Genomic DNA, 14,498 nt, shown 5'->3' on the forward strand with positions numbered 1-14,498 from the left:
AGCGGAGATGCGCGGAAGCATTCGCAGGTGGCTGGTGGTGGGGGGGCTGGCGTCGGCCTCGCTGTTGTTCCCGGGGTGCACGAACACGAACCGGGGGAGCGATGACACGCAGAACCAGATGGGCACCGGGGGCTCGGGTGGTGCGAGCCTCGAGGACCAGGGGATGGGGGGCTCGGGTGGTGCGGGCCTCGGGGACGAGGGCACCGGTGGCTCCGGTACCGGTGGGGCGCACAAGGACAAGGGCGCCAAGGGCTCCCACGGTGGCGGAACCCTGAGCCCGGACGCGGGCACCCCGGCGGACGCGGGCACCGGCGGCTCCGGGCTCGAGGGGAGCCAGAGCACGGGCACCCCGGGCCAGGGCGTCACGGGCAGCGGCACGCCGGAGGAGAACGCGGGCGACAACGTCCCGGTGGAATCCGGCGGCGTCCCCACGAAGTAACCCGTCTCGCGAGGGCGTCCCGGTCAGACCGGACGGGACGCCTGCATCACCTCGGTGGGGTCCTTGCCGGCGAAGCTGCTGTTGAGTCCCTCGGCGAGCGCGCGGTGCTGCGCGTCCCCGAGCGTGGCCAGCCGGTTCTCGGGGCCGTGGGCGAAGCGCGACTCGAGGAGGGCCAGGCGGCGGTGGGCCTCGTCGATGCGGGCGCGCGGCACGCGGCCGGACTCCACCGCGCGCACGAGGGCCTCGATGGCCCGGCGCTGCACACTGGCCTGGTGGCACACGAGGAACAGGTCCACACCGGCGAGCGTGCCCTGCACCGCGGCCTCCTCCACCGAGTAGTTGTCGGCGATGGCCTTCATCTCCAGGTCATCGCTCACGAGCACGCCGTCGAAGCCGAGCTCCTGGCGCAGCACGCCGTGCAGCACGCGGTGGCTCATGGTGGCGGGCACCTTCGGGTCGAGCGCGTCGAAGAGCACGTGCGCCGTCATGAGCGAGGCGAGCCCCGCCTGGGCGAAGGCGCGGAAGGGGACGAGCTCCACGCGGCGCAGGCGCTCCATGTCATGCGGGAGCCGGGGCAGCGTGAGGTGGCTGTCCGAGGTGGTGTCGCCGTGTCCGGGGAAGTGCTTGCCGCACGAGGCCACGCCACCGGCCTCGAGGCCGCGCGCGAGCGCCACGCCCATGCGCCCCACCTCGTCCGGGTCGCGGCTGAAGCTGCGGTCGCCGATGACGGGGTTGGCGGGGTTGGTGTCCACGTCGAGCACGGGGGCGAAATCCCAGTCGAAGCCCACGGCGCGCAGCTCGTGCGCGAGCAGCTGGCCCACGCGCTCCACGAGGGCGAGGTCCCCGCGCTGGCCGAGCTCGCGCATGGGGGGCAGGGCGGTGTAGGGCGCGCCACGCAGGCGGGCCACGCGTCCCCCCTCCTGGTCGACGGAGAGGATGAAGGGCCGGCGAGCGCGCGACTTGATGTCGCGGCACAGGGAGGCCGTCTCCTCGGCGGTGCCGACGTTCCGCTTGAAGAGGATGGCGCCGAAGATGCCGTCGTCCATCAGCGCGGCGAAGTCGTCGTCGATGCGCGGACCGGGGAAGCCCACCATGAAGAGCCGGGCACAGTCGCGATAGAGGGCGTTGCTCATAGGGGGCGTACCTTCTCACGCCGCCTGGGACACCGGGAGGGAAGAGCGCGGCGGATGCCCACCCGAGCACGCGCCCGCCTGCCCATCCGTCAGGAAGACGGCACCCGGCCAGAGAGGAGCCGGGCGGCCAGCCGTGCCTCCCCAGCGGGTGGGGCCTGTGGAGCGCGCTCACTCCATGACGGGCAGCACGAGGGCCGACGGGTGGGCGGGGTCGTGGAAGATGCTTTGGTCCGCGGGGACGAGCGTCTTCGCGGTGGCGAGGGGCTCTCCGCTGCCGGTGTTGCGGGCGAAGCGCGGGTGGGCGCCGCTGGAGACCTGGAGCCGGAGGCGGTGGCCCGCGAGGAAGCGGTGCGCGGTGGGCCACAGGTCGAGGGTGACGCGCAGGGTGCCATCGGGCTCGGGCGCGGGTGTGCCGGGAACGAGGCGCAGCAGCCCATCGCAGAGGTTGATGGACCTGCCCGAGGGGTCGACGTCGCACAGGCGGGCGAAGAAGTCGGTGTGCTGAACGCTGGAGCGGACGAAGAGCTCGACGCGGACGGGACCGATGACCTCGAGGGGCTTCTCCAACGGCGCGCTGGTGTACGTGAGGATGTCGGGCCTCGTCTCCAACTGCCGGTTGTCTCGCGGGCCCGCCTCGCGCGTCAGGAGCACGCCTCCCACGCTGGGCGTCGGGTCGGCCGGGTCATAGCGGTAGCGGTCGGGCTCCGAGGCCGTGGGCGTGGCGGGAGAGAGGCCCCGGCCGGAGTGCAGGTGCCAGCGCTGGGGACGGGCGCCGGGCGGAGGCCACTCGGAGAAGTCGCGCCAGGTGTTCGCGCCCATGACGAAGAGGCGCACGGGCGCTTCGCGCAACTGGTTGCGCTCGCCCTTGAGGTGGGCCTTGAGCCACACCAGCGACTCGCGCGCGGCGGCCGCCATCCCCGTGGGAGAGACGTGCGTCCACGGGCCGATGGTCAGGTAGGGCGCGCGCCCGGCCCGGCGGAGCTCGGCGTAATCCTTCACCTGCCAGGGCAGGAAGATGTCGTACCAGCCGCCGATGAGGTGCGCGGGCGCGGTGACATTGGAGACCGAGCCGCTGAAGTCCGCGGCGTTCCACCACGGGTCGCCCGGCGCGTCGTGCTGGAGCCAGTCCTGGAAGAAGGGCACCCGCTCGTCCACGGCGCGCGCGTCCACCTCGTTCAACGGCAGGTGCTGGAAGAGCGGCTTGAGCTTGCGCATCGCGCCGAGCCGCGCGAGCGAGCCCTTCAGTCCCGTCTTCTCCTGGTTGTAGATGAGGTGGACCCAGGACAGCGTGGTGTCGAGCGAGTAGGCACCGCCCGCGTACGTCTGTCCGCGGAACTCGGAGGCGGTCTCATGCGCCACCATCGCCTTCAACGTGGGCCCCGCCTCGGCGGCGAGCGCCCATTGCACGAGCCCCAGGTAGCTGGGCCCATGGGTGGCGAGCTCGCCGGAGAACCACTCCTGCTGCTTCATCCACTCGAGCGTCGCGAGCCCATCGGCGCGCTCGTTGCGGAACGGGTCGAACCGGCCCGCCGAGCCGAAGGTGCCTCGCACGCTCTGCACGAGCACCTGGAAGCCGCGCTCGGCGAAGAGCCGTCCGAACTGGAGCCCGAAGAAGGCCCGCCGGCCATAGGGCGAGCGCACGAGGAGCGTGGGAAGCTTGCCCGCCCCCCGAGGGGCATAGTGGTCGGCCAGCAGCTTGACCCCATCGGCCATGGGCACCTCGAGGTCCCGCTGGACGACGACGTCGTAGGTGTCCGCGGGCGGTAATTCCAGGAGACGCGCGAGGACCCGGCTGGCGATGGTCATGACCGTCAGTGATAGCACCCGCGCGTGTCCAAGCGGGACATCACACCCGCAGTAAGGGCGACTCCCTCCATATGAGGGGCGCGAGGTTGCCATCCAGGTCAAGCGCTCCGGAAAGTGAGGATGCCCCCGTGTGCACCATTCTGCTGGTTGATGACGAGGCGGACCTCCGCGAGCTCTACACCGACGTGCTGGAAGTCATGGGCTACCACGTCATCCAGGCGCACGATGGCCTGGAGGCCCTGGAGCTGGCCCACCAGCAGCGGCCGGACCTCATCGTGACGGACTGGATGATGCCCCGCCTGGATGGGGTGGAGCTCTGTCTGCGCCTGCTCCACGACCCGGAGCTCGAGAGCGTCCCCATCATCCTGCACAGTTCCCGGCGAGCGCCGCGTATTCCCGGAGTGCGCCGTGTCCTCTCCAAGACCTGCCCGCTCGAGGAGTTCGAGGACGCGGTGGCCGAGGTGCTCGACAGCGCCCTCCCGGCCGATGAGGCGGCCCCCATGCAGTTAGCCGCGAGCTAGCCGCGAGGCCTGGCGAGCGCTACTTGCGCAGCAGGGTGCCCTCGAAGAAGAAGGCGAAGGCGGCGGCGACGATGAGCCACGTCCACAGCGGCACCGGCGGGCGCTCCGCATCCGAGCTCGACGCCTTCACCGTCTCCTCACCGAAGTGCGCGGAGAGCGCGTCCTGCGGCAGGCGGCTCAAGTCGCTCTCGGCCGGGTCGAGCGTCGCGGCGAACGCCAGCGCACTTACCGGCTTGCCGTCCCCACCCAGCACCGAGAAGTTCCCTGGCTGCTCCACCGGGCCCACGAGCACCGTGCCGTCCGGCTGCGCCTTGTGCGGCACCTCCGCGCCATCCGGTGCCTTCACCGCCGTCACCGTCTGGTTGCCCTCGGGCCGCAGCGCGAGCGTCTCGCCCACGCGCACCCGCTGCTCCTCGCGCTCCTCCAGCGAGCCCGCGAGGTACGCGGCGAAGCGCTGCATGAGCGGCAGGAAGCTGGTGCGGATGGGGAAGTCGCTCCAGTCGCGGTCCACCGTACTGGTGAAGAGCGCCACGCGGCCCTTGCCCCGCCGCGCCACCGCCACCGCCGGAGCCCCATCCGAGTACGTGGCCAGCACCTGGCTCGCGCCCTGGGGCGCGCCCCCGCCTCCGTCCGACTCCAGCAGCATGTACCGGTAGAAGCGGGCCCCCACGAGGCCCTCCTCGGCGCGGCCGGTGAAGGGCGCGAAGAGCGGATGCTCCACCTTCACCTGCGCCAGCTTGGCCGCCTTGTCGTCCGCGTCCGGATCATCCCGCTCGACGCTGGTGCGCACCAGGCGCAGGCTGCGCGGCAGCAGTCCGCCGAGCCGCGTGTTGTACGCCTCCGGATCCACGTGGTCGCCCATGCTGATGAAGAGGCCACCGCCGTTCTCCACGAAGGCGCGCAGCTTCGCCGCGCCCGCCTCGTCCGGCGCCGGAGCGTTCAGCAGGTACACCAGGTCATAGTTGGCGAGGTCCTCGCGCCACCCGGCCTCCGCGTCGCGCACGGCCACCTGCACCGGCGAGCCCGGGGCCGACAGCGCCGCCTCCATGAAGAAGGCCTCGTCGCGGTAGCGCGTGGCGTTGGGGGCACCGTTCACTACCAGCGCCTTGAGGGGCCTGGGCACCGCGAGCACGAAGGCCCGCCGGTCGTCCTCGGCCAGCCCGTCCGCCGTCAGCGTGCCCTGGCCCACCACCGTGCCGCCCTGGTTGAAGCGCACCGTGAGCGACTTCTGCGCCGTGCCGTTGGCGGGCACGTCCACGAAGCCCTTGCCCAGCACCGTGTCGCCCGAGCGCACCGCCGCCTCCAAGTCCTTGAGCGGCGCCTCGCCGAAGTTCTTCACCGTGAAGGTGAACTGGAAGGCGCGCGGGCCCGCCTGCAGCGCGGGCTCCACCTTCAGGTCCACCAGCGCGTGGTTGGGCAGCACGTCCTTGCCCCGGGCCGCGTCGCGCAGCACCACCTCGGGCCGCACCGCCTCGCCCGTGGGGCCCTTCACCGTCGGCGCCGGCGACTCCAGGCGCATGGAGCCGGCCGTCAGGTCCGACACCACCACCAGCCGCTTGCCCGCCATGGGGCTCTCCTCCAGTGAGCGCGCCGCGAGGTCCAGGCAGCGCGACAGGTCCGCCGCCGCGAACGTGGGCTGGGCCTCGTCAATCATCTGCCGCAGCTTCGAGCGATCGAACCCCGGCGCCGCGGGCGGCAGGGGCGAGCTCGTGCACACCAGCACCGTCGCGGGCTCCTCGGGGCGCAGGTCCGCGAGCGCATCTCGCGCCTCGTCCCGGCCGCGCTCGAAGAGCGGGGTGCCATCCGACCAGCGCATGGACAGCGAGGCATCGAGCACGATGGCCGTGGCCGCCGGGCCCTTCACCACCGCCGCCGCCTCCGCGTCGCGCTTCCACTCCGGCCGGGCCAGGGCCACCGGCAGGGCGAGCAGAATCAGCGTGCGCAGCACGTACAGCAGCAGCCGCTTGAGCTTGAGCCGGCTCGCGGTGCGCTTCTGGCTGCGCAGCACGAAGGCCAGGGGCCCGAAGGGGTGGGGCCGGGGCCGCCGCCGGTCGAAGAGGTGGACGAGCAGCGGAATGAGGGCGCCCAGCGCGCCCAGCAGCATCCACGGATGCAGGAACGTCACCGGCGCCTCCCCCGCTTCGCCAGGAAGCGCAGCAGTACCTCGTCCAGGCGCTCGTCGGTGCGCACCAGCTCGTAGTCCACGTCCGCCTCCGCGCAGGCCGCCTTCGCGTTCGCCAGGAAGGCCCCGAACTCCTCCAGGTAGCTCTCCTTGATTTCTCGCGGATTCACCTCGATGCGGCCCTCGCCCTCCATGTCCAGGAAGAGCGTGGGGTCATCGAAGGGGAACGTGAGCTCGGCCGGGTCCACCAGGTGGAACACCGCCACGTCGTTCTTGCGCTGGCGCAGCGCCAGAATCCGCTTGAGCGAGTCCTGGTTCTCGTCGAGGAAGTCCGAGAGCACGACGACGGAGGAGCGGCGCGGGAGCACCTCGGCGAGGTGGTCCGCGGCGGACAGCAGGTTCGTCCCGCCGTTGGGCTGGGCGTGCTCGAGCGTGTCCAGCAGCACGTTGAGGTGGCCGGCCGAGGCGCGCGGGGGCACGTCCTGGAAGCGCCCGTTCGTCATCAGCGCGATGCCCGCCGCGTCCTGCTGGCGCACCAGCAGGTAGCACAGCGCGCCGGCCAGCGTGGTGGCCACCTCCAGCTTGGAGAGCGCGCCGCTGCGGTAGCCCATGGAGGCGGACGCATCCACCACCATCACCGCGCGCAGGTTCGTCTCGTGCTCGTAGCGCTTGACGTAGTACTTGTCGAACTTGCCGTAGGCCTTCCAGTCCAGGTGGCGCAGCTCGTCACCGGGCGCGTACTCCTTGTGCTCGGCGAACTCCACGCTCTGGCCCTGGTGCGGGCTCTTGTGGAGGCCGGACAGCACCCCCTCCATCACCGCGCGGGCGCGCAGCTTCACGCCCTGCAACCGGGCCAGTGTCTGGGCATCCAGCAGCATGCGCGGGCGCTATCCCTTCACCAGCGCGACGAGCTGGTCCACCAGCTTCACCGAGGTGGTGCCCTCGCTCTCGGCGGTGAAGTTGGGCAGCACGCGGTGGCGCAGCACCGGGCGGGCCACCGCCTTCACGTCCTCCACCGAGGCCACGAAGCGCCCGTTGAGAATGGCGCGCGCCTTGGCCGCCAGCACCAGGTACTGGCTGGCGCGAGGGCCCGCGCCCCACGAGACGTTCTTCGCGATGAACTCGGGCACGCCCGGCTCCTTGGGCCGCGTGTGGCGCACCAGCTCCACCGCGTAGCGCACCACGTGGTCCGGCACCGGCACCCGGCGCACCAGCGTCTGCAGCGCCAGAATCCGCTCGGGCGAGAGAATCTTCTCCAGCGGGGGCTGCGAGCCGCCGGTGGTGGACTTGACGATCTCCACCTCCTCCTCGGCCGTGGGGTAGCCCACGTCCACGAGGAACATGAAGCGGTCGAGCTGCGCCTCGGGCAGCGGGTAGGTGCCCTCCTGCTCGATGGGGTTCTGCGTGGCGAAGACGAGGAAGGGCAGCTCCAGCGGGTAGGTGCGGCCACCGGCGGTGATGCGGTACTCCTGCATGGCCTGCAGCAGGGCGGCCTGCGTCTTGGGCGGGGTGCGGTTCACCTCGTCCGCGAGGATGATGTTCGCGAAGAGCGGGCCCTGGAGGAAGCGGAAGGCGCGGTGCCCCGTGGCCTTGTCCTCCTCGAGGATGTCCGTGCCGGTGATGTCCGAGGGCATCAGGTCCGGGGTGAACTGGATGCGGTTGAAGCTCAGGTTGAGCACGTCCGCCAGGGTGGAGATGAGCAGCGTCTTGGCCAGGCCCGGCACGCCGACGAAGAGGCAGTGGCCGCGGGCGAAGAGCGCGATGAGCAGGTGCTCCACCACGTCCCGCTGCCCCACGACGCGCTTCTCTATCTGCGCGAGGATTTGAGCTTTGGCCCGGGCGAGCTCCTCGACGGCCTGGAGGTCCTCGCGGGTGGCTTCCGGAGCGGGCGGCGGGGCGATGGGGGCGGCGTTTTCCATGAGAAGCGTTCTCTTAATCTCGGGCGGCGCGCGGTCCAAGGGGTTCGCGTCGAGACCGCGGCTCGAACGTGGCCTGCCAACCGTTCCGGCACCCGCGTATTCCTGCCATCGGACGTTCGTCCGCTCTCCGACACCCCGAGGCCGTCCCCCTGCCCCCCGGGGGGGTTCGAGCCGCTCCGGGCCCGGGGGGATGCCGGGGGGAATGAGCCCATTACCTTCGCCCGGTTCGTTTCTCCGGGCCCTGTTGGCCGGGAGGGACGGCGGGGAGAGCACATGCACCGAGAGTCTGGAGTACACGCCAACCGTCTGTGGAAGCGGCTCGTGCCCACCGCGTTGCTCGCGCTGGCCGCGGGGTGTGGAGGCGCGGCGGCGGACCCGGACTCGCCGGAGTCCCCCTCGGGCGAGCTGCCCGGTGAGGTGAGTGGCCCGGTGGCCTCGCCGCCTTCCAGCCCGCCTGCCGGGGCGGCGCCGGAGACGCTCGTGCCCTCCCCCGGCAATCCCGAGGCCCTGGCGGCCCGGCCCTGGTTCCACCGGCTCGGCGGGCCCCAGGACGACACGAGCACGGGGCTCGCCGTGGATGGCGCCGGGGACGTCGCCGTGGTGTGGCACTCCACGCCGCGCGAGGACGCGGAGCGCGAGCCCGTGCCCGGCCAGCGCCGCGGCCTCACCCTGGCGAAGTACGCGCCGGACGGCACCGAGCGGTGGACGCGGGACTACTCGCGCCTGCGCGTGGCCTCGCCGGGCGTGGCGGCCGCGCCCTCGGGCGAGGTGTTCCTCTCCGGCAACGCCTTCCTCTACCCGCTGGAGTTTGGCCTGGGCGAGGCCAACGACGGCTTCCTGGTGAAGTTCTCCGCCGAGGGCCAGCCCCTCTGGCAGCGGCGCGTGGGCCAGAAGGTGTACGGCCTGGCGGCGGACGCAGAGGGGGGGGTGCTCGCCGTGGCCGAGGAGTGGACGCCCGGGGGCCATGTGCCGGTGCTCGCCTGGCATGACGCCCAGGGGGCCTTTGTCTGGACGCGTCAGCTCGAGCCGGTGGCCGAGGGCACGCAGCTGCACGCGGTGGCGCTCGCGGCCTCGGGCCGGGCGCTGCTCGCCGGACGCCTCGTGGGCGCGCTCACGGTGGATGGCCACGCCTTCGGGGCCTCGGGGGCCCAGGGGCTGGTGCTGCTGGCCTTCGAGCGGGACGGGCGCCTGGCCTGGGGCCGGGAGTGGCGCGGCGTGGACGGGCACGTCACCGGGGTGGGGCTGGAGCCGGACGGAGGCGCGGTGCTGGTGGGCGATTTCGCGGGCTCGCTGACGTGGGGCGGCACGCGCCTGTCCGGCCCGGGGGCCTTCGTCCTCGCCACGGGCCCGGAGGGCGCGGAGCGTTGGAGCCAGCCGCTCGCGTGTGACGCCCCTGTCACGCCCGGGGTGGCGGTGGACGGCGCGGGCGCGGTGGTGGCCCTGTGTGGCGGCGTGCTGAGCGCGTACGACGCGGAGGGAGCGCAGCGGGACCAGCGCACGCTGTCCCCCGGCGAGTGCCCCGAGGGAGGCTGCCCGGTGACGGGCACCGCGCTGGGGCTCGTTCCGCCGCGGGGCGTCATCGTCGCGGGCCACCAGCGGCACGGCGGCGCGGGGGCGGGGTCCGCGTGGGACCAGGAGGCCTTCGTGCGGCTGCTGGCTCCTTGAGCACCCGTCGGCCCGGGATGTGATTTTCCCTGAAAGCGCGCGCCTGGGACGTCTCGCGCGGGTGGGAGGCGTGGGCGTGGGTCGCACCCGGGGCCCGAGAGGGGCGGGCAGGCGGACGGAGGAGGAGGAGAGAAAGACTTGAGCGGGACAGTCGGACCCGCGACAGTCAGACGCTATGGATCAGGGACGGCGCGCCACGGACCGCAAGGCGGTGGGTCTGCTGGTAAAGCTCAAGCACTCGGACATTGGCAGCTTCGTCGAGGAGTTCGCCGTCAACATCAGTCCCGGCGGCATGTTCATCCGCTCGCGCGAGCCGCAGCCGGTGGGCACGCCGGTGAAGTTCGAGGTGCGCATCGCCGACGGCCTGCGGGTGCTGAAGGGCTCGGCGCTCGTGCGCTGGGTGCGGCCTCCCGAGGACCTGTCCGGCCCCCCGGGCATGGGCATCCAGTTCACCGAGTTGGATCCCGCCTCGCAGTCGCTCGTGGACCGGATGCTTCAGCGCAAGGGCGAGACGCCGGTGGCGATTCCGCGGGCGCCGGATGGCTCGCCCGCCATGGCCGCGCTCCCGGCCGCTCCCCTGTGGCCGCCGCCCGCCCCGGCGGAGACGCCCGTGCCGGGGATTCCCTCGGTGGCGCCGGTGTCGCCCGGCACGCGGCCCGTCCCCGGGGCCCGCCCGAGCGAGCCCCTCGTCCCGCCGCCCCCGCCGCCCGTCACCGCCGTCGACATTCCCCTCGACGAGCTCATCGCCGCCACGATTCCCCCCGAGCACCCGAGGGCCGAGCCCCCGCCGGCTGCCCGGCCCGCTCCGCTGAACCGGTCCAACAGCCTGAGGGAGTTCGACCTGGCGGACCTCTCGGCGGCGGCCACGCCCGGGCCCGTTGCGCCGCAACCGCCCCCGCCGCCCGCCGCCGCCGCCGTGCAGCGCGGGAGCGCGGTGGAGCTGGAGCTGGATTCGTCCGAGGCGGACGAGCCGCTCGAGTTCGCTCGGCCCGTGGCGGGGCAGCCCCACAGGCCCGTGGCGAGGAAGCCGCCGCCCCCCGCGCCACGTCCGGCGGCTCCCGCTCCACCTCCGGCCCCCCCGCAGCCCGTGGCGCAGGCCGCCGCGGCGCCCGTGCTCGCCCCGCCGGCCGCCAAGCCCGCCGTGCTGCCCCCCGAGCCCAAGAGCGTGCCCTGGCAGGTGAAGACCGTCTTCCTCTCGCCGCCCAACCACATCGAGGGCAAGGGCCCCGTCATCGGCATCGACCTGGGCACCTCGAACTCGTGCGTGGCGGTGGTGACGAACAACAAGCCCACGGTGCTGCGCTCGCGCGAGGGCTACAACACCATCCCCTCGGTGGTGTCGCTCTCCACGCAGGGCAAGCTGCTGGTGAGCCACCGGGCCAAGAGCCAGGTGTTGCTGCGCCCCGAGCAGACCATCTACGGCGCGAAGCGGCTGGTGGGCCGGCCCTTCGACAGCGCGGTGGTGAACCAGGTGCGCGAGCGCTTCCACTACGAAATCCTCGCCGACTCGCGGGGCCGCGCCGCGGTGCGGATGGGCGACAACGTCCTGTCGCTCGAGGAGGTGCAGGGCATCATCCTGCGCGAGTGCAAGGACCTGGCGGAGCAGCACCTGGGGCAGAAGGTGGAGCGCGCGGTGGTGACGGTGCCGGCGTACTACTCGGAGCCGCAGCGCGAGGCGGTGCGCCGGGCGGGGTGGATGGCGGGGCTGAAGGTGGAGCGCATCCTGAATGAGCCCACCTCGGCGGCGCTGGCGTACGGGCTCAACCGCGAGGTGTCGAAGAAGGTCCTCATCTACGACCTGGGCGGTGGCACCTTCGACGCGACCATCCTGCGCATCGACAAGAACGTGTTCGAGGTGCTGTCCACGGGAGGCGACATCTTCCTGGGCGGCATGGACTTCGACAACGTGCTGGTGGACCTGTTGCTCGAGCGCTTCCAGCAGGCGGAGAAGGTGAGCTTCCAGGGAGACCGGATTGCCCTGTCGCGGGTGACGGACGCGGCCGAGCGGGCGAAGGTGGCGCTCTCGGAGTCGCAGTCCTACGAGGTCCACATCCCGATGCTGATGATGGACGAGGCGGGCCAGCCGAGGGACTTGCACGTCACGCTGACGCGGGCGGAGATGGAGCGGGTGTGCCTGCCCATGGTGATGCGCACGCTGGACGTGGTGCGCGACGTGCTGCTGGACGCGAAGATGCGGCCGCAGGAGATCGACGACATCCTGCTGGTGGGTGGGCAGAGCCGCATGCCGATGGTGCGCGAGAAGCTGAAGGAAGTCTTCGGCAAGCCGCCGCACGCGGGCGTGAACACGGACGAGGCGGTGGCGCTGGGAGCGGCGCTGTACTCGAACGCGGTGGACAAGGTGAGCAGCGTGGTGCTCATCGACGTGCTGCCGATGACGATTGGCGTGGCGATGCCGGGAGGCGGATTCACCCGGGTCATCGAGCGCAACACGCCGCTGCCGGCGCAGCGCTCGTTCGCCATCTCCACGACGCGGGACAACGAAGAGGTGATGGAGCTGTCCATCTTCCAGGGAGAGGACACGCACATCTCGGCCAACGAGTACCTGGGGACGGTGCGGCTGGAGGGCCTGCCGAAGGGTCCGAAGGGCTCGGTGCGGGTGGCGGTGACGCTGCGGCTGGACTCCGAGTGCGTGCTGCACGTGAACGCGCAGGAGTACTCGACGCGCAAGGAGATGAAGGCGACGCTGGCGACGCGCTACTCGCCCGAGGAGCTGCGGCAGCGGCTGGGCGTGGCGTCGGACGCGGCGAAGGCGGCGGAGGAGCGGCGCGGGCAGGATCTGAAGGAGCGCTCGGGCCGCTTCTGGAGCTTCCTGAAGAAGGTCGTGGGCAAGGCGTAGGTCAGTGCTCCAGCGGAGGCTGTGCCTCGGGGGGCCGCGGGCCTTCCGCGGGCCTGGGCCTCTGCCCGGGAGGCGTGCGCCGGCCCGGCGGGTTCACCCCGCGCAGCTCCGCGCTCCTCCAGGGCCAGTGTCCCTCGAGCTCCACGGCGAGGGTGAAGCTCAGGAAGGTGCGGATGAGCACGACGAGCCCGAGCACCAGCACCCCGCGCAGCGTGGGCTCCTCGCTCACGGTGCGGATGATGTCCGCAGCCACGAGCAGCTCCAGCCCGAGCAGGATGGAGCGGCCGACCTTCTCCCGGAAGCTACGGAAGGCGCTCTCGCCACTCTGGCGCCGGTGGCGGGCCACCCCCATCACGATCGACGCGAGCGTGCCCAGCACCATCACCGCGACGCCAGCGCCCTCGAAGAAGCGCGCCGATAGGGAGACCCACTCCGTGAACGCCACGCACGCCTCTCAGTCGTAGCTCTCGGCGCCGGGCGGGCAGCTCGGCTCGTCGCCCATGAGCGAGCGCAGCGCGTTCTTCAGCTTCATGTTCTGCACGAACAGATCATGCTCGGGCGAGCGGCCCGGGTCCGTCATGGGGCTCTTGAAGTAGAAGCTCAGCCAGTCCTGCGTGCCGATGCAGCCGGCGCGCTGCGCGAGGTCCATCAGCAGCGCCAGGTCCAGCACGATCGGCGCCGCCAGGATGGAGTCCCGGCACAGGAAGTCGATCTTCATCTGCATCGGGTAGCCCATCCACCCCACCAAGTCGATGTTGTCCCAGCCCTCCTTCGCGTCCCCGCGGGGCGGGTAGTACTCGATGCGGACCTTGTGGAAGAGGTCGCCGTAGAGCTCCGGGTTGGCCTCGGCGTCGAAGATGTCATCGAGCACGCCGCGCTTGGTGATCTCCTTGGAGCGGAACGACTCGGGATCGTCGAGCACCTCGCCGTCGCGGTTGCCGAGGATGTTGGTGGAGAACCACCCGCGCACCCCGAGCATGCGGGCCTTCAGGGCGGGCGCGATGACGGTCTTCATCAACGTCTGGCCCGTCTTGAAGTCCTTGCCGGCGAGCGCCACCTCGTGACGCCGCGCGAGCTCGGCCGCGGCGGGGAAGTCCACCGCCAGGTTGGGCGAGCCGTTGGCGAACGGCACGCCCTCCTGCAGACACGCCCAGGCGTAGAGCTGCGAATTGGTGATGGCCGGATCGTTCTTCAGCAGACCCGCCTCGAAGGCACGGCGGGAGGAGTGCACCTTGTCCGCCGCCACATACGTCTCCGTGGAGCCGCACCAGACGGCCACCGCGCGCGAGCACCCGTTGTCGCGCAGGAAGGTGCGGATGTCCTCGCGCACCTGCTCGACCATGTCCGCCTTCGTGGCGCCCTGCTTCATGTGCGTGCCGTGCAGGCGCTTCACGTACTGCGGATAGAAGACGCCCTTCATCGGGCGGATGGCCTGGAGCTCCTCGCGGATGGGCTCGAGCTGCGAGGCCTCGAGCACCTTGGCGTGCACGGCCGCGTCGTAGACGTTGTCCGGGAAGATGTCCCAGCCCCCGAAGACGAGCTGTTGCAGCCCGGCCAGCGGCAGGTACTCGTTCATGCGGACCTGCTTACCGCCCGAGCGCAGGCAGCCCATCTGCGTGAGCGAGCCCACCGGAAGTCCAAGCCCTTTGCGCGCCAGCAACACTCCCGAGATGAACGTGCTGGACACAGCGCCCATCCCCGGGAGCAAGACGGCGAGCTTGCCTTCGGGTGGGCGGATCGAGTCGGGTCGGTTCATCTGTTCCTCGCTGGTTGTGCCGGCACTCGGGTGACGCCCCCGGGCCGGAAGACGTGCTGGGAGAGGAACCACCACACCCGCATCCCCCACCCCCATGTGCTCGCCTAAGGCTTAACTACTCGTGGGTGGGAGGACCACTGGCCCCATGGGCAATGGCACCCGCGTGTTGTCCTGATCGGGCGACAATACCGCGCTGGGAGATGTCGGCCGTGTGACGTGCGCGGTTGGATGGTCCCGCCGGTCAATTGGAAGGCCGGGTGAAGCTGCTCACCCTGCGCGC

At 71.7% G+C, this 14,498-nt stretch carries 11 protein-coding genes; 4 read left to right on the top strand and 7 right to left on the bottom strand.

Annotation, left to right across the window (positions count from 1 at the left end; translation table 11 throughout):
• Nucleotides 1–7 precede the first annotated feature (7 nt).
• Complete coding sequence (locus tag ACJ8AN_RS41530; RefSeq protein ID WP_407761189.1) at nt 8–439, top strand: hypothetical protein; 432 nt, start codon at nt 8–10, stop codon at nt 437–439.
• Between the two features lie 23 nt (nt 440–462).
• Here the strand turns inward: ACJ8AN_RS41530 and nagZ are convergent, their stop codons facing one another.
• Nucleotides 463–1,572 (bottom strand): beta-N-acetylhexosaminidase, encoded by a 1,110-nt coding sequence (gene nagZ, locus ACJ8AN_RS41535; protein WP_407761190.1) that lies wholly within the window; start codon nt 1,570–1,572, stop codon nt 463–465.
• A 168-nt stretch (nt 1,573–1,740) separates the two neighbouring features.
• Nucleotides 1,741–3,378 carry a CocE/NonD family hydrolase gene (locus tag ACJ8AN_RS41540; RefSeq protein ID WP_407761191.1) on the bottom strand — a complete coding sequence of 546 codons (1,638 nt, stop codon included), beginning with the start codon at nt 3,376–3,378 and terminating at the stop codon, nt 1,741–1,743.
• 128 nt (nt 3,379–3,506) lie between these two features.
• Here ACJ8AN_RS41540 and ACJ8AN_RS41545 point away from each other — a divergent pair, with 128 nt between their 5' ends.
• On the top strand, nt 3,507–3,899 hold the full coding sequence (locus tag ACJ8AN_RS41545; RefSeq protein ID WP_407761192.1) for a response regulator: 393 nt from the start codon (nt 3,507–3,509) through the stop codon (nt 3,897–3,899).
• 19 nt (nt 3,900–3,918) lie between these two features.
• On the opposite strand, the gene ACJ8AN_RS41550 is transcribed toward ACJ8AN_RS41545, so the two are convergent.
• From ACJ8AN_RS41550 to ACJ8AN_RS41560, 3 genes are read right to left on the bottom strand one after another with little or no spacing between them, the layout of a single operon-like run.
• On the bottom strand, nt 3,919–6,024 hold the full coding sequence (locus ACJ8AN_RS41550) for a BatA domain-containing protein (protein WP_407761193.1): 2,106 nt from the start codon (nt 6,022–6,024) through the stop codon (nt 3,919–3,921).
• On the bottom strand, nt 6,021–6,899 hold the full coding sequence (locus ACJ8AN_RS41555; protein WP_407761194.1) for a DUF58 domain-containing protein: 879 nt from the start codon (nt 6,897–6,899) through the stop codon (nt 6,021–6,023). The genes ACJ8AN_RS41550 and ACJ8AN_RS41555 overlap by 4 nt, the downstream gene beginning before the upstream one ends.
• A gap of 9 nt (nt 6,900–6,908) precedes the next feature.
• Complete coding sequence (locus tag ACJ8AN_RS41560) at nt 6,909–7,940, bottom strand: AAA family ATPase (protein WP_407761195.1); 1,032 nt, start codon at nt 7,938–7,940, stop codon at nt 6,909–6,911.
• A 273-nt stretch (nt 7,941–8,213) separates the two neighbouring features.
• On the opposite strand from ACJ8AN_RS41560, the gene ACJ8AN_RS41565 reads away from it, so the two are divergent.
• Complete coding sequence (locus tag ACJ8AN_RS41565) at nt 8,214–9,605, top strand: hypothetical protein (protein WP_407761196.1); 1,392 nt, start codon at nt 8,214–8,216, stop codon at nt 9,603–9,605.
• Between the two features lie 175 nt (nt 9,606–9,780).
• Nucleotides 9,781–12,462 carry a TIGR02266 family protein gene (locus ACJ8AN_RS41570; RefSeq protein WP_407761197.1) on the top strand — a complete coding sequence of 894 codons (2,682 nt, stop codon included), beginning with the start codon at nt 9,781–9,783 and terminating at the stop codon, nt 12,460–12,462.
• A 1-nt stretch (nt 12,463) separates the two neighbouring features.
• On the opposite strand, the gene ACJ8AN_RS41575 is transcribed toward ACJ8AN_RS41570, so the two are convergent.
• The gene (locus tag ACJ8AN_RS41575; RefSeq protein ID WP_407761198.1) at nt 12,464–12,907 is read right to left on the bottom strand and encodes a DUF1622 domain-containing protein; all 444 of its coding nucleotides are present in this window, start codon (nt 12,905–12,907) and stop codon (nt 12,464–12,466) included.
• 9 nt (nt 12,908–12,916) lie between these two features.
• A complete protein-coding gene (locus ACJ8AN_RS41580; protein WP_407761199.1) occupies nt 12,917–14,218 on the bottom strand; it encodes an inositol-3-phosphate synthase in 1,302 nt (433 codons plus the stop codon).
• Between the last annotated feature and the right edge of the window lie 280 nt (nt 14,219–14,498).

The sequence above is a fragment of the Archangium sp. genome, assembly GCF_045802675.1.
Lineage (GTDB): Bacteria > Myxococcota > Myxococcia > Myxococcales > Myxococcaceae > Archangium.